Source organism: Candidatus Neomarinimicrobiota bacterium, assembly GCA_016784545.1.
Taxonomy (GTDB): Bacteria; Fidelibacterota; UBA8477; order UBA8477; family JABMPR01; genus JABMPR01.
Window position 1 is genome coordinate 1 of sequence record JADHUM010000035.1, and the last position, 22,917, is coordinate 22,917.

The 22,917-nt window shown below is 45.6% G+C and carries 16 protein-coding genes; 1 reads left to right on the forward strand and 15 read right to left on the reverse strand.

The features are described from left to right. Positions 1–279: 279 nt before the first annotated feature. Positions 280–678, forward strand: a complete 399-nt coding sequence (locus ISR87_09245; protein MBL7025630.1) for a hypothetical protein — start codon at positions 280–282, stop codon at positions 676–678. Between the two features lie 402 nt (positions 679–1,080). Here ISR87_09245 and ISR87_09250 read toward each other — a convergent pair whose 3' ends face one another. The 15 genes from ISR87_09250 to ISR87_09320 all read right to left on the reverse strand — a co-directional run bounded on the left by ISR87_09250 (position 1,081) and on the right by ISR87_09320 (position 22,853). After that, positions 1,081–1,788 carry a sulfite exporter TauE/SafE family protein gene (locus tag ISR87_09250; protein MBL7025631.1) on the reverse strand — a complete coding sequence of 236 codons (708 nt, stop codon included), beginning with the start codon at positions 1,786–1,788 and terminating at the stop codon, positions 1,081–1,083. Beyond that, complete coding sequence (locus ISR87_09255) at positions 1,788–2,291, reverse strand: hypothetical protein (GenBank protein ID MBL7025632.1); 504 nt, start codon at positions 2,289–2,291, stop codon at positions 1,788–1,790. The genes ISR87_09250 and ISR87_09255 overlap by 1 nt, the downstream gene beginning before the upstream one ends. Before the next feature lie 35 nt (positions 2,292–2,326). Next, a complete protein-coding gene (locus tag ISR87_09260) occupies positions 2,327–3,694 on the reverse strand; it encodes a hypothetical protein (GenBank protein ID MBL7025633.1) in 1,368 nt (455 codons plus the stop codon). After that, positions 3,694–4,665, reverse strand: a complete 972-nt coding sequence (locus tag ISR87_09265) for a PorV/PorQ family protein (GenBank protein ID MBL7025634.1) — start codon at positions 4,663–4,665, stop codon at positions 3,694–3,696. The genes ISR87_09260 and ISR87_09265 overlap by 1 nt, the downstream gene beginning before the upstream one ends. Next, positions 4,665–7,403 (reverse strand): TonB-dependent receptor, encoded by a 2,739-nt coding sequence (locus ISR87_09270; GenBank protein MBL7025635.1) that lies wholly within the window; start codon positions 7,401–7,403, stop codon positions 4,665–4,667. The genes ISR87_09265 and ISR87_09270 overlap by 1 nt, the downstream gene beginning before the upstream one ends. Beyond that, a complete protein-coding gene (locus tag ISR87_09275) occupies positions 7,403–8,899 on the reverse strand; it encodes a hypothetical protein (protein ID MBL7025636.1) in 1,497 nt (498 codons plus the stop codon). The genes ISR87_09270 and ISR87_09275 overlap by 1 nt, the downstream gene beginning before the upstream one ends. Before the next feature lie 257 nt (positions 8,900–9,156). Then, positions 9,157–12,027: a T9SS type A sorting domain-containing protein gene (locus ISR87_09280; protein MBL7025637.1), complete on the reverse strand. Its 2,871-nt coding sequence runs from the start codon at positions 12,025–12,027 to the stop codon at positions 9,157–9,159. A gap of 54 nt (positions 12,028–12,081) precedes the next feature. Continuing rightward, positions 12,082–14,262: a hypothetical protein gene (locus ISR87_09285; GenBank protein ID MBL7025638.1), complete on the reverse strand. Its 2,181-nt coding sequence runs from the start codon at positions 14,260–14,262 to the stop codon at positions 12,082–12,084. Positions 14,263–14,531: 269 nt separating this feature from the next. Continuing rightward, on the reverse strand, positions 14,532–15,854 hold the full coding sequence (locus ISR87_09290) for a C69 family dipeptidase (protein ID MBL7025639.1): 1,323 nt from the start codon (positions 15,852–15,854) through the stop codon (positions 14,532–14,534). A 111-nt stretch (positions 15,855–15,965) separates the two neighbouring features. After that, positions 15,966–16,877, reverse strand: coding sequence for a hypothetical protein (locus tag ISR87_09295; protein MBL7025640.1), 912 nt, complete (start codon positions 16,875–16,877; stop codon positions 15,966–15,968). Further along, the gene (locus ISR87_09300) at positions 16,878–18,173 is read right to left on the reverse strand and encodes an aspartate aminotransferase family protein (GenBank protein ID MBL7025641.1); all 1,296 of its coding nucleotides are present in this window, start codon (positions 18,171–18,173) and stop codon (positions 16,878–16,880) included. A 150-nt stretch (positions 18,174–18,323) separates the two neighbouring features. Next, positions 18,324–19,154 carry a hypothetical protein gene (locus tag ISR87_09305; GenBank protein MBL7025642.1) on the reverse strand — a complete coding sequence of 277 codons (831 nt, stop codon included), beginning with the start codon at positions 19,152–19,154 and terminating at the stop codon, positions 18,324–18,326. Continuing rightward, positions 19,154–20,101 (reverse strand): hypothetical protein, encoded by a 948-nt coding sequence (locus tag ISR87_09310; GenBank protein ID MBL7025643.1) that lies wholly within the window; start codon positions 20,099–20,101, stop codon positions 19,154–19,156. Before ISR87_09310 ends, ISR87_09305 begins: the two co-directional genes overlap by 1 nt. Positions 20,102–20,373: 272 nt before the next feature. Continuing rightward, positions 20,374–21,966 (reverse strand): hypothetical protein, encoded by a 1,593-nt coding sequence (locus ISR87_09315; protein MBL7025644.1) that lies wholly within the window; start codon positions 21,964–21,966, stop codon positions 20,374–20,376. After that, entirely contained in the window at positions 21,963–22,853 is an 891-nt protein-coding gene (locus ISR87_09320; protein ID MBL7025645.1) for a hypothetical protein, read from the reverse strand. The genes ISR87_09315 and ISR87_09320 overlap by 4 nt, the downstream gene beginning before the upstream one ends. Positions 22,854–22,917: the final 64 nt, after the last annotated feature.

Sequence of the window (22,917 nt, forward strand, 5' to 3'; positions counted from 1 at the left end):
CTTAGAGCCATCCTTTTTGCGCCTGATTTTATCCGTACCAAAATCGATCAAATATGGCAAGTTATTAGAAACATTGACGCTTGTTGCGATACAGCCAAAATCCAGGTGGCGTAAAACGTGGTTTATCAGGGACGACTAAGATAGCTGCTTCGGTAAAGGGTTAATTTCCCATTTAGGAAAGTTGGGAAGTTCCTGAACGCTATTGATCCCAATCAAATAGTCATAGATAATTAACAAAAAGAGATTGGTTTGTTCTGGACTGCTAACTAATTTCGCTCCGTGAAATATTTCAGTACCATACTTGTGATGATGATCCTGGTAACCAGCAGTTTTGGTAATGCCACCCTGAGTGGCTTTAGTGGTTACTCCGATGAATCCCGTATCATTATCCAATGGAACACTACCTCAGAACAAGGTCTGGACGGTTTTGAAGTTCAACGTAGTACAGATGGTCATACCTTTTTCGAAATCGGATTCCTGCATGCCCAGGGTCGGGGAAGTGGTTATACCTTTATTGATGATTCCATCATCGCCAAGGTTTCAGGACGAAATTACTTCTATCGTCTGAAACTCATGGATAATGATGGCAACTCTCAATTAAGTGAAGTGATTACCATTCAATCAACTCTTGAGGTCGTACCACGCACCTGGGGATCTTTAAAAGCTCTCTTTAAATAAAATCAACTTACAATTGGAATGATGATTATCCGCTGAGGCGGATTTTTTGTTTTATATGGTTCATGGACATTAAGGTTACCTGCGGGGCTGTAGCTTGAACCCCGCCAACGGCGGCGGGAGGAGCGAAGACCCATGGAAATCTCCAATACTCAATATGATCACAATTTTACCCAAAGGGTGAAGAAGGGTCACTCATCCGTAATGCATATAAAAAATTTTATAACGAACTTGACGAAGGGAACGAACAAGCCATATAGCAATTCGTCATCTTCGTGAATTCGTTGTAGAAAAGAATCCCTCGTACTCTGAACCTCTGGCTTCGACCAGCCTTCGCTTCCTTCGAGAGCTTCCAGGCTACGGCTTGGCAGGCAAGCTCAGCCGCCGGTTCCAGTTGGCTGAGATTTAATGACACTCCAGAATGGTGCGGGCTGGTTCTACCAGATAGCGATACCCATTATACAAAGTGTAGAAGCCATAGATGATTACAGAAAGTGCAGCCAATTGGGTCATGATATGACGGAATTTAAGTTTTTTAAATAAACCCACAAAAAAGCCCAGGCTGAACAGGGCAGGAATAGTACTCAACCCAAAGATAAACATCACCAGGGCACCATAGACGGGACTTGCCGTACTGGCCGCTGTGATGGCAAAGAAATACACAAATCCGCAGGGCAATAAGCCATTGAGCAATCCCAGCAGATAAAAGCCCAGTAGGGATTCACTCTTTAAAAGATTTTTAAAGGCGGCTTGATACCATTTAGAGCTGGCAAAGGAAGTTTCAAATAATTTTAGTACATGCAGTTTACCCAACAGAGAAAGACCAGCAATTACCATGGCTATACCGGCTACAATCCATAGCAGACCATTGGTTGTATTATTAAAGACAACCACACCACCCAGGATTCCAAATACAGCACCCAGGACGGTGTATGTTGTAACCCTCCCCAGCGAATAAAGTAGGTGTGAGATTGCTTGAGCCCCCCTGCTACGATCTTTTTCAAGAGAAGCAGTTGAATAGGCGATGACGATGCCACCGCACATCCCAATGCAATGACCAAAGGATCCCATAAAGGCGATAGTAATAATGGAGATAATATTGACGGTTTCCATTATTTCTCCATGAGCTGTTTGCGGAAGTTCAAATTTGCCATGGTTTCACCCTTCAACATAGCCTGTTGCATAACTGCAAAAGCAATCAAGCCCTCCCCAGGGGTCCTGTAAGCCCCAAATCCGTACGACATGGGCGTTTGATCCGTGCGACTATACCAGGCAACTTTTCCATCAATCCACGCTCCAGAGGGCAAATCCTTGACCCAGATGATGGCATCATCTTTAAAAGGTCTGGCACTTATCCAGGCAGCCATACAACCATGGTCATCAAAGAACCAGGTCTTTCCATCTGGAGCCACTACTTGCGAAGCAAAATTCAAATCGTTGATGAGCATGCCGCATTCACTGCACTGAAATTTTCCCACAGTCATCTTGACGGAGTCTCTATTCCTATTTCCTTCATAAACCACAGTCATCTGCTGGGATTTACCCAATAAGGAAAAAATGGTAATGATGAGCAGGATGAGAACAAGAATAACAAGTATTGGTTTGATGTTTTTCACGCTTTACCCCTTAAAAACAGCTACACCGAAAAGATCTAATTTTCAGTGGAATAATCCAACTCCGTGGAAAGTCGATAGCGCATGACACGCTGGTGCCTGGTATCAGCTATATAGACGATTCCAATGGCATCCACTGCCACACTGCGGGGTCCATCAAGAATATCTGCCACCTCAACCTGAAAGGTTGTATCCCTGGTGATATATTCATACTCCGATCCAACCAATATCGAGTCGCTATAGCTGGAGTCTACAAGCACACGATTCATTCCAATATTATAGGCGAATCTGCCAGATGAATTGAACTGCTGAATTTTATCGTGACCCGTGTCCGCGACATAAATATTTCCCAGAACATCAAGACTCACATCCGAAGCCATGTCATAGCGTTCAATTTCCATGATATCATCGGTAGAATCGGGGTCGCCATGTATGTATTCAAATCCATTGCTGCCACCTACTTTATGAACACTAAAATTTATACCCCATTGTGTGTAAAACAGGGCACCATCTTCCCCATGGGTCATTCCCCGTGGATCATTTACAGTTCCATTACCAAAACCATGTGAAACTGCACGTCCCGTAATCGTTCCGCCATAGACCAATATCTGGTCACCTGCTCCCGTTAAAAGGAGAGCCACAGGAATATATTGAAGCTCCATAATGGTGTTGGAATTCGCATCAGCGACAAAACACTGATCACCAAAGCTGCTGACACCAGTGACTTGAATATTGACAGGATCTATAAAATATCGTGCAACCCGAATGGCTTCCAGACTATCCCCAGCATCCCAGAAAGCTCGAGGTGCCAACCAATAGTCAAGATTCTCATCAGACCATCCAATGGAGTCAATGGTCCAATTCTGCACCTGAAGTGCATTGATAGAATCGAAACCGGTTACCCACAGCAGGTCACCTGCTGGTGATTCAAGTCTTACCCTGGTTGCCACTGAATCCACACCCACATTATTAAGGTATTGATTCCAGACCATGAGACGATTGCTGCTATCTGCTATAAACAGGTTGAGACGATCGTCCTGATGAATCGCCTGTGGTGAAATATTGGCACCCGATTCATCGATAAGATTGGAGAGTGCATCAAAATGATTTCCAAAGTCGTCATTGATGACTTCCTCTCCCGTAGCGCTGATGACGTGAATAGAAGGCTGGTCATGATCAGCTACAAAAATATATCCATCAGCCCCAACCACAATATCCCAGGGGCTGGCAAAGGCATAGCCATTTGAAACATCCCAATCTGGACTAATACGTATGTAGGATGTATTCCCAGCTCCGAATACTGGATCGAATTCAGTTGTTTCAGTGGGCAGATCAACCTTGATACCACACGCTGTGATGGCTAGAACCAGTAGCAAGACTGGAAGGTATTGTTTAAGGCGTAACATCAGAACGACCATCCCAGACTGATATGTTCAGAACGATTTAAATCAGACATATCTGCATATGAATACCCGAAACTAAATCCAGACCATTCAATTCCCAGACCCACTGTCCAGGAGCGTACCTCATCACTAAAATGATAGCCACTTCTCAAGAATAGCATCTCATGAAATCCATACTCAATACCAAGTGAGATGTTTTCACCATTATCCACGGGGTGATTGAGCTGAATTGAGCTGGTTAATGTCTGACGGGGTGATTGGAGCCATTCGTGGGCCACACCAAGACGGAAAATTGTTGGGGGGGCAAAGGACTCGTATTCTGATTCAGTGGTATCAGTATTGGCATAAGCCCCGTTTGGGCGGGCTGGGGAACCAAAGTTCAGCAGGGATACTGCAAAGCGTAGATCTTTGTAGCCTGTCCGATAATATGTCCCCAGATCCACAAGCACACTTCGCATTGTCAAATCAGCCAGTTGTTCTTCTACCAGCTTGGTTGTGAGACCAAATGAAAAACGATCCGTCATTCTCAGTGCGTAAGTGAGTCCTAAAAGCATATCACCATAATTGAAATATTCACCGGTTCCATCAGGTCTATATTCAGTAGTTATTTCTGTTGGCGGGGCATACAGGGCCAGTGCGCTGAATCCCAGGTGATGAACGCGACCAAACTTCCAGACCCCGGCAAAGCTGCTCAACTGAAAATCTGCAATCCATTGACTCTGATCCACCGTAATGTTGATGGCTTCATCCACCTGTGCTGCCCCGGCAGGATTCCAGAATAGACTGGATGCATCATTGGCAATGGCAGTATAGGCTCCAGCCATTCCATGGGCTCTGGCACCAATCCCGATCTTGAGGAATGAAAAGGACGACGTTCCGGCTCTTTGACCCCCCAGGCTGGGAAAAAGATTCCCCTGGGCAGCCAGAAACTGGGCTGAAATCAAAAAGGTAAATATGATCAGTCCTCGTCGCATCAGAATCTCAAACTCATGCCCATTTCGACCGTTCTGGGGATAGAATAGCGACCTGGATTATAGTTAGGGTCAACTCTGCGATAAAAACTATATGAAAAGATTTCTCCAGGATCATATCCCTTCCCAGTGAAAGGATTGACAGAGGTGGGTTGTTTCACATTGAAAAGATTTTCAATTGTGCAATAGGCTTTCCACTCCAGTCCAATGACCTGAAAATATTTATTCAGCTTGAGATCGACTGTCGTAAATGGATCAGCGGTTTCGGAGTATGGCGTATCACTCATAGGAGTCCCTAAATAATAGAGTTTGCCATCTACTTCGATAGTGGTGATATCCTTGACACCCGTGAAGCGGCGGCCCGCTTGATATTCGATCCGAGCTGATATTCCCCAGTCTTTAGGAAGTCTTAATCCGAACAGATGAGGCTGGTCCTTTTTGCCCACATTAAAGTGCAGATTGGTAAAGATGCTGAAGGGTTGATCCCAACGCAAATAATTCTCACCCAGGGGTTTCTCATCGAGGCGACCTGACTCTACGAGAAGATTATCTAGGGGTGTGGAACTTTTACCTGTTGTAAAGCTGTAGCTCGCATTGGCGTCAGCCGAAAAATATCTGGCAAAACGGCGCTTGAAATTAACTTCGACACCACGGGATCTGGCATAGTCCATATTGATATAAATGAGATATGATATCCGACCTTCTTTAGGATGGAATGAATTGATCTTTTGACTGGTTTCATAGCCGAACATATCCTTATAAAAGGCTTTGATTTCCAGGACTTGGTTGGCATCAAATTTATGTTTAACCCCGATCTCATAGGCCACAGTTGTCTTGGGAGAAAGATTCGGATTACCAAAGAGCTGATAGGTAGCCTCCGCCGAAGAACGTAGCTTGGCATAGACATAATTAAATGTGGGAAGTTGTGAAAAATGGCCATAGTTGAAATACAACACGTCAGAGTCAGTAACTGGATGAGATATTCCCAGTCGTGGACTTAGATGTCCCTTGCCTCTATGTCCTCCAAGTTCAAAGGTCTCAGCATAGAATTTCGCCCGTGTAGCATCTGTAATGATAGCGACGGAACTGTCAGCCACAGCGTCTTCCAGATATTGCCCAGGGAACCAATAATCATAGCGGATACCCAGATTGGCGATCATACCATCGAAGGTGATGCGGTCCTGGATATAGAAGGCGCCATAGTCAGTGGTAGCATTCCAAAAGTCATAGTTGCGACCCAAACCTGATTCACCTAACCAGGGTGAATTAATATCGATAACCTGGAGCTCTGATCGTTTATGATCATAACCTGCTTTGAAACTATGACGTTTCGAGGGCTGATAGTTGACGTCGGTAGCAATGGAAAGGTTGTCAGAGTAATAGTCATACCATCCGCTTGCATCACCGTGATCCCAGAACTCATCTCCATAACTGACGTTGATTACGCCTTCAATTTCGGGCTGCTGTAAAGAATAGTTGATTGGTTCAATGTCGGAGGTCTGCTGGTATTCCGTCCAATGCTTGTTTTGAACGGCAGAATGGATATTGGTAAAAAAGCGACCCATGGCGATCTCAAAGAAGAGTTTTGATGAGAGGGTATGGGTATATAACAAGGAGCTAAGGATAGATTCCTTTGTAATGGTATTATTATTGTTCAGAATATATTGATATCTGTAAGGAAATCCCCAGCCCTGATTGATATCCAAAGAATAATCGTAGGACACACTGAGTTTTTGCTGATCGTTGATGCGCCAGGTCAATTTGTAAAGTCCATGCCAATTATTTTTATTACGAGGCGCCAAACTCTCCATCCATGATTGCGAGGGAAACAGATCATCAGCCCCTGGCAGATAGGAATCGTTGAGGTTCATATAGCCATTCAGGAAAAAGCTGAATTGACCAGGAACCTTTAATCCCAGAGCATTTAAGGTTCCTGAGAAAATATCAGGACCACTCAGGGTGAATTCAACTCTGTCCTTGGTGAAAGCATCCCAGGGCAAAGCTTTCAAGCCAAAATGGTCACTGGAATAAGAGAACGTTCCATGATAGTCCTCAGAACCTTCTTTTATTCGAATGTTAATAATGCCTGACATGGCCTGACCATATTCAGCATTAAACCCCCCCGTAATCACTTCCAATTCCTCAATGGCATCCACATTTAAGTAAAGGTTGTTGGCACTGCCTGAGAGTGGATCTTTGACTGACATGCCATCCACAATAAACATGGATTCATCAACACGACCACCTCTGATATGGATTTCGTTATCCTGGGAGGTAATACCAGCTTGTTCAGCCAGAACATCCCCAACATTTTCCACAATATTCATTTTCAAGTCGTCAGAGGTAAGTCGGACGCTGGAAGAGGTCTGATCCACTTCAAACAGGGGACGGTCACCCTCAACCACCACTTCCTGACCCAGAGCCAGGGTGGTTTGTTCCAGCTCGATTTCTACAAAAATGGGTTCTGCAGTGCTCACAATGTTGTTGGTCTTCAGGACAACCTTATACCCAATCATGGAAAATTCTATGTCATAGGTACCAGGAGACATGCCAGTCAGTCTGAAGCGACCATCCAGATCTGTGGCGCTGCCATAGTAGCTTCCCTTAATCATGACATTCACACCAGGAAGGGATTCGCCTGAAACAGGGTCGCTTACGTGTCCTTCAATGACACAGCTGCCCTGTCCATAAATGGAGAGAACCATGGAAAGAATTATTATGAGGGTAACCAAACTTCGCACTATTCGAACACCTCAAACAGGAGATAATCCATAATGGGAATAATGTTTTCATTTCCATTGCACAGATGCAGAGGCAGACTAAAAAAGATGGATTGTCCAGATCCAGGTGACGGTCTGAAAAGTTGTGCCACCGGCGGATTACCTGTCCAGGCATCATTGGTGTTGCGGGCATCCTGAAGTATAAAAAGATCCTGACTGGTCTCTCCATCAATGAGGTTTGCAGGATAAAATGCACTGACTCTTCGGGCAATCAGGGCAGAAGTCTTTAATGAAAGACTTGGCAGCGTCACAGTTGAATCTGTTACACTCAAGTCTACCATATTGATGTCCAAACCTGTGATCATTCGTCCCGAGGGATTAATCACCCAGTTTGAGTCTATACTGGTGAAGGTATAATCCGTATCTATTAAAATACTGGAGAGAAAAACATTTCCCCCGGCTTCCAGATAGGTACGCAAGGCACCATCGGCTCCAGATAATGAGGGTGCTTCTGAATAGTGGTACCAGACAACGGTATTGAAATAATTAAACATGGCCAACTGATCCGTTGTAGCCGCAGGTAGTGCTTTTTCGTCATAACCCAATTCAAGCTCTGAGTAATTGTCCATGCCCACAAGAGAATCCAGGATGTTTTTATAAAAAGTGTGAGTTGAGCCATCATCAAGTTTATAGTCATCAATCAGCAGGACATCCCCAACAGGTTCTACCACACGCCAACCATTGGGGGAGGCGGTATCTGCTGAGTCTGGGAATTGTATAATATTACTGAAGGCTCCAGCAGTGTCGATGGCCTGCACATAAAAAATATGCTCGCCTGGTGGAATTTCAGTCAGAGTCACACTTGATATATTCCCAGGGCGATAATGCCAACTGCTGGTGCTATCCAGTCGGAATCGAATCTGGCTGATGGTTTCCAGTCCATCGATATCAATCACTGACCAGGCAAAGGTTCGCGTGGGGAAGGTGACGTGGGTAACGTTGGGGTTGTTGCCAACTGTGGGATTACTGTTATTGGAAAACTCAATTTCTGGATGCGAATTAGCTACAGGTAAACGCAGGGTAGCAGGTGTAGGATCTAATGCGCCTTGATTGTCTTCAGCTTTAACTTCAAAAAGAAATTCATCATATGCAATCTGAAGTGGGAGAAAGAAAGTATCTGATTCAACCGTGCTGCGGGTCCAGGTATCTTCAAAATTCCAACGATAATGATAGGCTACAACTTCACCATCTGGGTCTTCTCCCCACCAGTACATGACCTGAAAACTCGTGGTCGTATCAGCAATATATCTGGTAAATATAAAAGTGGTGTCTGCTGTTGTATCTGACAGAACCGTATCAATTCGATCAGGAGCAAAAGTCAAAAACAGGTGTGTCTCAGGAGCCGCATTCCCCAATCCTTCAGAAGGCAGATCATCAAGGAATGGATTTTCCAGAGACTCACAGGCTACGATAAATAGAAGTGCAAGCATCAAAACGATGCCTGTCCGGTATCTCATTGTTGACCTTAAGTTTCTCATTCTATTTTTAGTGCCCTTGTTACCCCGTCCTTCAGGACAGGGGGCATCCACCCACAGCAAAAAGGATTTTAGTCCTAACGTTTTGGGCTAAAGCCCGGTCATTGAACTTGTGTACCACACCACCGGTTTGAAAGCCGGTGTATGTAGACGATGCATGATCACAATACTTCAGTTTAAGCCCCTCTCAATAATAGTTTCCCACCTGATGTTGCCACCAGGCGGGAAACGCAGCTATCCTATTTCAGGTAGGTCATTTTTCCTGCCATCTGTTCTTTGCCTGCTACCATACGGTAGAAGTACAAACCTGATGATACGGGACGACCCTTTTGATTTAATCCATTCCAGACAACCTGATATTCACCAGCATTCAGCGATTGATCCACCAGGGTGGTCACGTGTTGTCCTCGTTGGTTGTAGATCACCAATTGAACTTGTTGTGCTTCAGGAATACGGAAAGCAATGTTGGTTGTTGGGTTGAAGGGGTTGGGATAATTGCCCAGAGCATAGCCTTCAGGAACAACCAGATTGTCAATGGCTGAGGCGGATAGAACCATATCTGACTGATACAAGGGTACCAGCTTATATGTTGTTGAATCAGCGTAGGAACCATAATGATGATAAACCCATCCTCGAACTTCATCATAAATTGATCCAGCAGGTGGTTGGATATATACTGCTGGTCCTGGATATCCCTGGGTCCAGTCCCTGAAGAATCGTGAGTCATCGTCAACGAGTACAGATCCACTACCGTCATCGATACTTAACATATCAAAAAGAGTGGGATCGTTCTCGATGATGGTGGCATTCTCAACCGTGACAATTACGTTGCCCCATTGTTCAGCAGTGGTAGGCCAGCGAAGATCACCTGTGGTAACAACTGGTTCTGGAGGGAGATCAAGACCTATATCGATTATATCAATTTCCTGAGTGATCCAGAGTTCCGTCATATTTGATACATTGGTACCCTCATGGGTATCGAATTCAACAATTCTTCCCGACAATTCGATGAGATCACCCTCAAACAGCACAGGATATGCTGTCGAATCTGGATTGTAACTCAAGATTGAGGACCAGGGACCCCCATTTACATCCTGGAGAATGAACTTGATACCATTTCCGGCATATGTAATACCTGTAGGCATGCTTACAATTCCCCGAACGGTGACAATGGTAGTATCTGACCATGCCTCATGGTAGTAGCTGGTATCAGCAAACCACACTGAATTATCAAGACTTGAATATTTTGGCATGAGGTCAGAATATCTAACCTGCTGAATAGCCTGAATTCGGGTAAAACCATCCGCTGTCTGAAGATCTATTGCCAGACGAGGTTGAATCTTGAAGTTGTCACCGGAGTAGTCCAGAACACCGACGATTGATGATAGCCCCTCTCCATTCACAGCGGTGTAGAAGTAATCTGCGGCATTACCGATTCTTATCTCATTGGTACCATCACTCACGCTCCACTCACCAGAACCCAGATCAGGATTGGATACCATCACATCATTGATCTCAATCAGACAACCCTCATAGATTTCCAGATCGCCTCCAAGACTTATTGTCAAGGGTTCCACCATAATATCTGTATCCAGGAGCTCAAATTCTGTAATATCCTCTATGGCTGTCATCCCGGAAAGTTCAATGACAAATCCAGAAAGGCGAACCTGATCACCTTCCTCGAGGCCGCGACCTGGGTCAAGAATTTTGATCCCAGAAAGGGCGGCGTAGTCATCTTGGATATAATAGTATTGAAGCGCACCTTCGGCATGGAAAGCGTAGGGCTCTGCAGTAACGATACCTTGAATAGTCACAATTGCCCCTGGATTCACAGTCCCATCTTGAATAGAGGATATGCTGTTCAAAACACCACCATAGACAGTATAGGAATATTCATTTGAGGCGCTCATCCCACCCAGATCATCGGTTGCCCAAATAGTATAACTCACAATGGCATTGGCCTCTTGTGCAGGAATGATTCCTGTAAATTCACTATTCTCACCAGCAGTCATGACGACCACCATTTCGACACCAGAATTCACCACATAGGATATAGAAGCCGATGCAACAGCTGAATTATCAATAATAGTTGCTGTAACAGTCACGTCGTCTGTTGGCAGGGGACTAGCCGGGTCCTGAACTACATTGGAAATCTGCGGGGTTGGATCCCCTATTTGCTCAAGATCAGAATAGTAGCGGGGGAAAACCTGAAAAACATCATTGTAGCGACCCACAATGGCAGTCAGATTGAAATTGCCCAGCATTGCAGGATGGTTAAGCAAGTCTGTGTCACTATCGATGCGCATGGTCATGGTTACGTCATTTTCATCTGATATGGTCATGTTTTGGGAGCTACTACCCGGGGTGGGCCAGGTACCACCAATTATGGTCATATTTGCAAGATGTACAAATTCAGATTCATAATCTTCACCATTTGCCAGAATCTCAGGAACCGTAAGATTCTGAATAGCTGGTAAGGCATTTCCTGAACTTAAAATTTCGATATCCGTCGGAGAACTGGGGGTGACTTCTATGAGACCAGCATAAATATCAATGACACCAGTAACGATAACTTCGTCACCAACTACAAAACCAGCGTCAAAACCACCGGCATAGATGACCATGCCGCCAGTATCATCCTGAATGGCTGCCTGGGTTGTGGTTCCAACAATCCCCCAGGTTGTGGCAGTAATAATACCCTGAATGGTAACTTGTGTGTCTTCGGCCATAACTCTGGCTTCAGCAATAGTAATGGGTGTTGTATCTGCCAGTTCTGTAATCCAGGTGCTAATGAGGGCAATCTGTTCTGCAGTAAGACTTCCTCCCTGAGGCATAACTCCGCCATTGACGCCCGTATTGGCTACTTTATTGTAAAGGACAGATGTGCTTGGATCTCCACTGGCAACACGCATGACGCCAGGATAACCGTTGGCCTCAACATCTACCAGATTGGCAAAACTTTGTCCATCAGCCAGATTCAAGCCACCCTGAGTTCCATGGCATCCCATACAGTTTGCATTCCAGATAGGTTGAATTTCGGTCTCGTAATCCACAGCCAGGGCAGTGCCTACTGAGAATATGAGAATGGATAGTAGTAAAATTCGTTTCATGGATTTCTCCTTTTTTTGTTCAAGCCATTTTGTACGATAGCCGATTATTTATCTTTATTTAATAACCAATAACTTTCCGGTCTGGATATGGCTATTGCTTAAGTTTTCTACGGTATAAACATACATTCCAGTAGAAATAGGTTCATCAAATTTGCTAATGAGATCCCAGGGGTGTTCGCCCCCTGAAAGAACGGTATTCCCTGAAGGCACTCTACGGATATCTCCCCCATTGTACTGCGCGCCCTCATGGTCAATTTCTTCCACGAGATCGCCACTGAGTGTATAAATTCGAATCTTTGATCTCTCAGGGAGATTCCTGAACCAGACCAGACGATCCCTCTGTCCATCACCATCCCAGGTGGCTCGCACCCTGTAAGGATTTGGGTAGACTGATACTGGATACTTTGAGACATCAGAAGTTGGTGGTGTACCTGGTATAACACTTATACGATTTTCATTCTTAGAACTCTCTAGACTGGCCAACCCTGTATTTTCATCCCCACTGTCGAAAGCTGTTATGGAGTAGACTGTATTATTAGGCCACCCATTTTGAACACCCTGGTTCACCCACTTATAGTGATAATAATGTCCCTTGATTTCAATGGAATCTTCCAGGCCCATGTCGTTGTAAATCTTAACCAGATCAAATCCGGAATCATATCCAAATTCATCACCGATGAGATCAAACTCTGCCAAAAGAGAGTACTGGGCTGTATTCCCTCTGGTTTTAGTGCTACCATAAATCCTGTAACCAGCAAAGTCGAGTTTCCGTGAAACTGGATCTAAAGCTGATTCCGGAGCACTATCCCAATATAAAGTGACTTGTTGATCCTCAGCTACCACTGCCAGAGCCGGAGAGGGTGGGGGTTCAGGAACGATGTAGCGATCCAGTACACCGTTTCCATTCAAATCTTCACCAGGGTCCAGAATTGAATTACCGTTTACATCTTCACCATTAAAAGCCTTCTGAGCCCAATCTGCATTTTTGATGAGGTCCTGGCGTCTATCAAAATTATTACTGGAACCCTGATGCGACCAGGGAGCTCCGATGACTGCAAAGACCACATTGATTGATTCACCCACAGGGAGCACAAAGCCATCATCTTCAGGTAAGGTCCCAAAGGGGCCCGCTGAAACCAGCATCATCCATGAATTGGGAAGATCCAACCAGGGTTGGTCCTCATTATTCTGGACAAAATCCTGGTCATAAAAGGGAGAGCTGGAAAGCTTTTCATAGCGTTCAACATCTGAGATGGGCATATTAAATTCTGGAATATCCAGATTTTCAGGACTGTTCCAACGCCAGGGATTATAGTAGGTGTACCAGTCACCCTGACTATCAGCGTGGGAGGTGGATCTTTTGTTGGGACCATGTAAGGCCATAATACCGAAATACGCGCGTGACCAGCCATCATCACCATCATAATCATATTGGTAGCCAATATTGCGGGGATATCCGTTGGCATTGTAAGATCTTTCAAAACTGTTGATGTTGTCGTACCAGCTAAATCCACTGCCCGGTTCCCAGCGGCTTTTGTAATTCATGTTGTTGACTGATGCATCGGCCCAGATACCAGCATAGACATCTTTAATATTCCAGCCAGTGCCCGAAGAATCGACAAGATCGCTTCTGTTGGTGATGGTGTAATCCAGAATCACGAATGATTCCATAAATGAATGGCTCCAGGCATAGGACTCTAAATGGACCTCAATACCCAGAGGGACATGATTGATGATATCAGATCCAGTATCTTTAAAATCGGCCAATAAATCTTGATGGCTTACTGCTTCAAGGGAAAAATAACTGGCCAGCGGGGACGTGCCGGCAGAGGAAATGCTGGAACGGGTTTGAATGGTATCACCAGATGCAGATGAAGTGGTAAACTCAAAACCTTCTTCACCATAGTCAAAGGCACCATCAACGATAGCAGTGGATACCCGGGCGAGTTGCTCCTCACCATTAACAATGGGAATGCCGCCAATCCACAAACCACCATAACTCATGAGTTCAACCATCTCACGTTCAGTACCATATTGCTTATATCTGCAGGAGGCTTGTTCCGGGTTATTCCAGCCTTCACCAAGGATGCCAAAATTGGTTACCGTGAGACCCATTTCACCAACAATGGTGGTGTTGTCATAGTCGTCGATTGATGCTTTGCTTAATTGGGCGAAAACTGGATGTAGCTGTCCAGAAAGAATGAATATGAGGGCTGCAATTACGTTGAGACGCATTTAACCAAGATAATTATCTGTCAGGCTTGTGGAAGGAAAAACACCCCTGAAGTTTAGGTGTGTTAATTGTGTGATGATTTGTGAAGCATGTTCCTAATTGTCATTGCGAGCCCAGCGGGCGCGGCAATCTCCAAGACCTTGATTGGCAGAGATATTTTTTTTCACATGAAGGAAGAGATCGCCGCGCTCCCTACGGTCACTCGCGAAGACTAATCTAGGCGTGATCCTAATTGTCAAAACGAGCCCGAAGTGCAAGGCAATCTCCGATTCTACTTTAAACTTAAATTCACCAGGTTGTTCTGTTTCTGCCAGAATCGTCGATAGGGGAAGTGAGGTTTAAGCTCCACACTTTCAGTTTCCAGCATGGCGATGAGTGCGTCAGTGATATCACGCTCCAGGCCAAAGGCTTCCGTTGTGAGCGCAGCCCGCTTGTCTGAATCCAGGTCTTCAGCCTCTTTTAACCATCGATTTTCAAGCACCTCAAATTCCTGTCTTACCAGGGTATTTCGGTGCTTGAAGTCCAGCAATATCTGTCGGTGTAATTCCTCATGATGCCACCAGAAAATATCGGAATCAAATTTTTCAAGGTTTTCTCCGGCAAATGAAGTCGGAAGCGGATTATCGCCAAACCAGATGGGTTTGAATATGGAGGTACAGGGGCTTGATGTGGCTGTTGCCCAGTAAGTCTCTTTGTCCTGAGTTATATGAGCTACAAATGAGGCTGTGGTTTGAGACGACTGCCTGGCAGGACTGGCTCCGGCATGGGCACAGACGTGGTTCATAAGGAAATGATTATCTGGGCGGTAGGATCCGTCTCCATGATCTCGAAGATGGGCAAAGGCATCAGTCAGGGAATAATTTTTTGTTCTCAACATCTCATGTGCCCTGGACTGACGGGTTGCACAGGCTGAGAATTTGGTATAGAAGGTATCAGAGTAGCAGCTGGCAAAATGGAAATCAGCTTTTTTCTTGATCCAACCTTTTTCCAGAGCTGTGTAGATCAAGTCTTCATGCATGAGATCAAAATCTTTTCCAATGGTGAGACCATTGGAAATAGCGTAATAGTCTTCCACCTTTTTGGCGGCCCAGAGATGTCCAGCGGTTTCTAATACCCAGGCTTCATTGGGATCAGCAATGAGAAAGCTGTTGTGATAGTAGAAGGACTTATTGTTATAGCCACAATTTCCCCCTTGCCCATATTTCTCTAAAAGTTCAGTGATGGTCTCCAAGGCACCCCGGGCGGAGCTGCGTCTCTCCAGGGCCAGACGCAAGAGGTCCATGCCTGTGAGTCCACCCTCTTTTTGGACGGGCATCCTGGTGAATACAGCCTCATTTCCAATGACCACCCCTCGGTCATTGGCCCCAATTTCAGCACCCCACATCCAGAATGGACGACTGATGAGCACAGCGTGGGTTTCTTCAACTTCAGGGATACTCATATGGGTACAATTCACCACATCACTGGGGTCATGGCGACATTCAGGATGATATTCCAGGAGTTGAACTTCGGCAGCTTCACGATCACTGTTTTTTCCAAAGATCATGCTTCCATCTCTGGTTACGGAGGGGAGGGCTACAAAAGTATCACACATATCACTTATCTCCTGAAGGGGTTAAGACTGTTTCTGCCATCACATCATCAAAGACTTACTTTTGCTTTCAATCTGTGCTCATCTGTGTAAATCCGTGGCTCAAACTCATCCTCATCGATTGATCTTGCCAGGCAGGACAAATTCATATCTTTGTCCAAGGAGTTTGCTTTTAATGAAGCGGTCAATTCTTCTCAGACCAAGGAAGAGTCTCCAAATGAGCTTATCCTCCTTGTAGTAGGCTTCAATCGTCTGTCTGTCTAAAGCCTCCATTTTATCTAGAGTTGCCATATTGATTGTCTTGATCCAGGTATCCACTATTTCAGGACGCTGTTCCTTAAACAAATTTGCAATCAAATCAGTATAGACCAGTTTCCGATCATAGTAGCGGGTCATGACATCCTCAAGAAATTGCCAGCGAATAAGCCAGCGCAAAAAAGAAGGCGCACTTTGCAAGAGGAGTTCAGGATCAAGCGTCTCAGTTCCATGTTCCAACATGAGGGGCGTGCTTGTATCGATGTAGGCCATTTCTCCCGACTCGAGCAAGACCCAGTTCGAGAGTTGACCATCAATAGCCAATCGAATTTTAGGGTCATTTTCTGAGTTATAGGCCCAAACTTTTTCAATTTCTTCAACAATTCCTTGAATCATACCCTTTAGAAAATCAGCATCCTGGGTATGAATTAATTTGTGGCAAAACCGTGGGGGAGGAAGTTGCTTCTGGAGGATGTAGAGGACGGAAATCCCACCATGCCCCTTTACGATTGTGGTAGAATCCTCAGGAATGATCAATCCAGCTTCTCGCAGCCGCTCGCAGTACTTTTTATAATCCAGGGCATATTTTTCAGCAGCGGAGAGACTTGCAAAAAGTGGCATCCGCTTGGCGGCAACTTCAGTATCGTTATTGACTTGTAGGACACAGGATATTTCGCCATAGCCCAATATTTTACATGGGATTTTTGAAGATGTGGGGTCTCTGGGATTAAGACCATTCTCAAATTGTTGGAGTATTTCCTGGTCAAGCATTTAGTTATCCTTCCCGGAAAATAACTTGAGAAAGCCACTACTCCTCTCCTTCGCCATAATGACGGTGCGAAGCTTTCGGGCAGCATTCATGGCTCTATCAAGTTTCTCCATAACCAGATCAATCTCTTCATTGGTGATGGTGAGGGGGGGCAGGAATTGACTCACAGAGGTATCATTGTTGGCATAGATCATGAGGAGATCCTCATCGTAGGCTGTCTTGGTCAAGGCCGGACCGCCATATTCATCTCTCAACTCCAGACCAATCATGAGACCGGTTTGGCGAATCCCTGTAAAAAATTTGGGATAGTTCTTCTGAATTATATCCAGACCCTCCCGGACTTTATGCCCTGCCTCCTGAACCCGCTCCAGAAAATGGGGGTCACTTGATATCTGAACCACCTTCTTAGCTACCCGACACCCCAATTCAGAACCACCGTAGGTTGAAATATGAATAAAGGGGTCCCGCTTAAAGATTGCATCCAGGGGTTCTCGAATCACAGTGGCGCTGATGGGGTAAATGCCACCTGAGAGCCCTTTACCAAGAATCACCATATCAGGTGTAATGCCTGCATGCTCAAAAGCCCACAACTTGCCTGTGCGTCCCAGCCCAGATTGAACTTCATCCATGATCAGCAAGGTACCATTATGATCACATAACTCTCGGACCCTTTTGAGATAACCTGACACAGGCATGACCATTCCCAGTGTGGAGGGAACGGTTTCCAGAATAACTGCTGCAACATCTGGATCAAGAGCCTGCTCAAGTGCATTTGCATTGTTAAAGGGGATTTGAATCTTGTCAGATGTGTTGATACCAAAGGTATCTCGATACTGTGCATCGCCAACTGTAAGCGCCAGACCGGTATGTCCGTGGAACCCGCCAGTGGCGGAAATTATTTTTGAGCGACCCGTATGTCCGCAGGCCAGTTTTAAGGCTAGATCAACTGCTTCACCACCACCCACACCAAAGATACAAATATTTAAATCACCTGGCATGGTATCGGTGATTTGTTGAGCGAGAGCAGTCCGCTCCTGACTCATAAAATGGTGATTGCCCATATCCAATTCATCCAGAGCAGACTTCAGGGTGTCAATAATTTCCTGGTTTCGATGCCCCAGGTTGAATACACCTCCATTGGAATGACAATTGAAGAGCCGTTTATCTCCATCCATATCATGAATCCAGGCGCCTTCTCGGTGACCCATGACAAAGTCCATTCCATATTTTTTGAAGAAGGCAGCTTTGCCTGCAGAGACATGCTTTTCAAAACTTTTAATGACGCTTTGTTTATCCATAGATCAATCCCTCAAGTGCGTCAATCTTTATGCTTCGACAGGCTCAGCAAGACAGACTAAATTTCTTGCCTGTCTCCCTGAGGCTCTCGAAGGGTGGATATAATTTTTAATAAGTGCGCACTTCTTCATTCAATTTGCCACAAAACCCGGTTAATAATTCCAGAAGAGGGAGATGAAATGTCGAGCTCCCAGGGTATGATTCAATTGATAGATAGAATAGCCCAGGGTAAAATTTGACCAATCAGCAGTAAATCCTGCAGAGGGGTGCAAACGCAAGTCAGGGTCGGCAGATTCTAGCTGAATGCCGCCCATGAGCTGGAATTTATCCATAAGAGAATAGGAGAGACCGATTGCAGCAGGAAAGGATCCATTATTGATCTCGGTCATCACTGAGAGTTGATTAAAGTCAGCATCCACTTCCAGCCAGAGTTCTGAAGGAAGAGACGTACTTTCCTTATCAAGTTCACCACTAATTCCAAAGTGTCTCATTCCACTGCTTAGTATGAAGTGATCTCCCACAGGATAAGCAGCCGCGAGATTGAGTGAAAGGCTGGTGGCACTGGCATTCAGAGATCGTTCGTAGACCAATTCGCCTCCCAGCCCCAGTATGACTGGTCCCATTTCCCGGGCATAGGCAGCCCCTGTGTTAAATATGTTGTATTGAAAGGTGCTCAGGGGTTCTTCAGTAGGGATATCATTCCGCAATTCCAGTTCACCACTATTCATGGCCTGGAAACTCAAATGAATGTTGTCCAGGGCTATCCCCATATAGGCGCCCTGAATGTCAGCTACCCAATTCCAGACGCTCAAGGTTACGGAGGCTTCTGGATGGGTGAGAATGCGTGTCGGTTTGATAATGGGATTGAGTGTTAACCCCAGGGATGCGTCACGGGCATCAGTGGGAGTTGACAGAATATCAAAACCTGTCTGGCTCCAGACCAACCCCACCATGGCCAACATCACGAAAATCCTGTTTATCATTAGAAATTCACTCCCCAACCAATATAATTTCTGTAGCCTTCACCGGGAGTACCGATTTTAAAACCCCAATCGATGTGCATGGGTGGTCCCTCTTTCCATGATAGCTCATATCTGGCACTGAATCCGGGATAAATGGCGTCATCCTCGAAACTAGCGCCAGCATTGACCTCAAGTGCCTTTATTCCATGCCACATCAAGGCAACCCGGTACATGTTTTCATCGATAAAATAATAATCATGTTCCAATGCCAGAGAAAAGGTGCCCAGATCCTGCAACCAGCCCCAGGAAAGACTCATGGGAAACGCATCTTGATAGCTGCTGCCCCTTTCGAAGATGTCCTGAGTTTTCCATTTATAACTGCTGTTCCAGTCTTTGATGGCCAGAGCCAACGAACTACCCACCCTGGGCTTGAATACGAATCCCAGACCGGCTCCAAAGCCACTACCTTTCAGATCCAGCCAATCGTCATCAGATTTGAAATGTTTTGTTAAAACTTTCAGAGAAAGTCCAAAAGCCAACTTGTCAGAAAAGCGGTTTGAGAATGAGACGAGATAGGTCATCTCAGTATCACTCAAATCGCCAGCAGCATAACCCCGGGAATCCCGGGCCTCAATGTTCTTGGTGCCGGCCGCTATCAACCCGAAGGATAGACTGGCAGTGGGGGGCAAAGGTATTCCAGTATTCACAGTATATATAAATCTATCCAGAGAAAGTTGGACCAAACCAGCATCAAAACTGCGCTGACCAAAAAATGCCTGAGAAGCTGGATTTTGCGAGTAGCTGTTGGTACTAGTCTCGTGAAAGAGGGTAATGCCACCAGTCCCGGCAGAAAGGGGATCAGAGGTAAAACGATTCGAGGTACCGGTATAGCCACCCAGACCTGAGGCCATGGTAGTACTGGAAATTATGGGAAAAAGGATACACAATATTAGTAATCTTTGTATCATACTTTTGGAACGCGTTATTACTTTCTCCAAGGGTGTTCTGCGCATATTGTCATCGTGAGCGAATGCAATGAGTGGGGCAATCTCCGGATTCTTGCAGATCGGATAGCTCGAGATCGCCGCGTCGGTTTTCAACCTCCTCGCGAAGACATGGTGGATCAGGCTCATTGTGTCATTGTGAGCGAGTGCTAAGGAGCGTGGCGATCTCGATTCCGAGATTGCTTCGTGGCTTCGCCACTCGCAATGACTGTTAAACATATTTATCATGGATGTCCTCAATTTATCACCATCACTTTCGTCCAGTGAATATCAGAATCTATCTCAATTCGAATAAAATAGGTACCGTTGGATACCAGGTAACCCGCTTCATTTCGTCCATTCCAGGTTCGTTCCTGTGGACCTGACAGGGGTGCAGGGACCTTGTCCATTACTTCCCTGACCCGATGCATGGCAAAATCGAAAACATCAATGGAAACATCTTCCCCGACCTCAGCACTATAACGGACAATCAGGTTCCCCTGACCATTCAGTACCTTGTCATAACGTGGTGTAAATGGATTGGGATAAGCATAAAAATTATCAGAGGATTCTGTGGTACGGGCCTTGTGAATACTCCAGGACAATCCTTCATTATAGCTCACTGCCAGACCATCGCCAGTACCCACCCAGACAGCACCATCCTGATTCACAAGGACAGAGTAAACTGCATCGGAGTAGATAATTTCAGAGAAGTCATCGTGGTGAAAATCAGGCAATACTACAAAGTGCAGACCGTCTTTTGATTTCCACAATCCCTGGTCTGTGGCAGCATACACATTTGATGCGTCAGAACTAATATTCCAAACTCGGAAACCCAGGAAAGGAGCCCGCCAGTAGTTGGTCTCATCGTCATAAAAGCTAAAACCAGTTGCATCACCGGAACCTGTTGTAATGGTTGATGCCCAGATGCGATCTGAGCCATCTGGAAGGGTTTGTCGATTCAGGGCAATTACCCAATTACCTGAGATATTCGAATTATTGTGGGTGAAATGATCCCAGCTGTAACCGCCATCTATAGAACGATTGACACCGCCGGAAGTACCTACCCAGACCGTATCGTTCCAGGCTTTTACTGCAAAGGCGATATGATTCAGATGAGTCAGAGGATCCAGGGCATAATACTCCAGTTCATCGAGTATGTCAGCTTCCATATCATGGACAACACTGGAGTCCAGCCTGGCTTGATCAGTCCAGGGCAACATGACACGTTGCCAGGTATCTCCCAGATCATGGGAAACCCTTAAACCTCCACCAAAGGAGGTTGCCCAGAGACGGGTTCCATCAAAGGCCAGATCATAGGTGATATTTTGCACTGGGGTAACCACATCAATTGCTAAAATTGAAACACCAAAGAGATCCATCTCCGAGTATTTCGCATAACTCGTATCATTGCCTTCGATGATCATCTGTAGACTATCCATGGGTTGACCCAAATAGGTCCAGCTGGCACCGGCATCCACAGAACGGCTTATGCCACCACCTGCTTTGAGATCACCAAAGGCCGTGGTTGTGTCAAAGCCCATGGCAACCCAGATGGTATCGCCCCAGACTGCCAGAGCAGATACACCACCCTGGCCCAGATTTGAAAAACGGGAACTGAATCCCACAAATGAATCTCCGTTGTCATAGGTAGCGCTGAGCCCGTGACCCGAACCCATCCAAAGTGTATCCCCCTGACCGGCCAGGTCAGAAATACTGCTTCCAATCAATCCGCTATAGACGGTATCAGGTGATTCAAGTGAAAAAGTTGAAGGTCTCAGGAGTTGGGCGTGCACAGACAAAGATGAAAAAGCGGTAATGATACTCAGGAGAGCAAAAAGGGATCTCATTTGAACACTCCCATCAGCTCAGCATCCTTAGCTTGACCTCTGGATAAACTCCCGGCAGGTAGAACGACAATTGAATCAAGGAGAGGAATTGCTTCGATTCCCAACCAGGATCTGGAATTGAAGGTCCAGTGATATACCCCACTCAAATTGTTGGGAGCCAGAGCCAGGAGGAGACTATAAACGCCATCATTGGCCAGACTATCGCCACTGGTAAAATCAATACCCTCGAAAGAATAAAAGACCACACTGCCACCATCATCATAAAGGGGAATAGGTTGTCCCTCATTGGCATAGGTGCCATCAGGCTTGAGAGACATCATGCTAACGTCCCTGATTTCATCCAAGCCCTGAGAGTGACCAACTTCAAGGGTGAGTGTGTCCAAAACCAACCCATTTGCCAGGAGTGTCAGTGTATCCAGATGACTTGCAGCACCTATCACAGGGGGTGAAGGTCGTACTGGCTGCAATGTCTTAGCTTCATACAGGCTATTTGTTTCATCGTCTTGTACAGTGACTTCAAGCTTCCATAGACTATCCACATAAGTGGACATGGAATCAGGTAAGGTCCAGGCCCCATCATAGCGACCATCTCCAATAAGGATATCGTCACTTTGGCCAAGATCATTCAGTAACACAGGTGCAAATGGTGAACTATTTACACTCAGATTGTATGCAACTTCAGCTATTTCATTAGGACTGGTTACCTCAACTGAGAAGAAAAACTGCTGAGATAAATAGTCGAATTCAAAACTCCTGACCCTAAGAGAAAATGGTGTCTCACCAAAATCTCTCAGATAAGGTTCTTCATCCAGGGTGGTTGGAGTTTGATCACAGGCAGCTAGCATCAATATTGCGATCACAGGAAAAAATAGCCCTAAGCGCCTCATTAAGTTCCCTTTCATAATCCACATCGAAAGCTCAGCGCGCTTAGCGCCCTCTGCGGTTAAATCA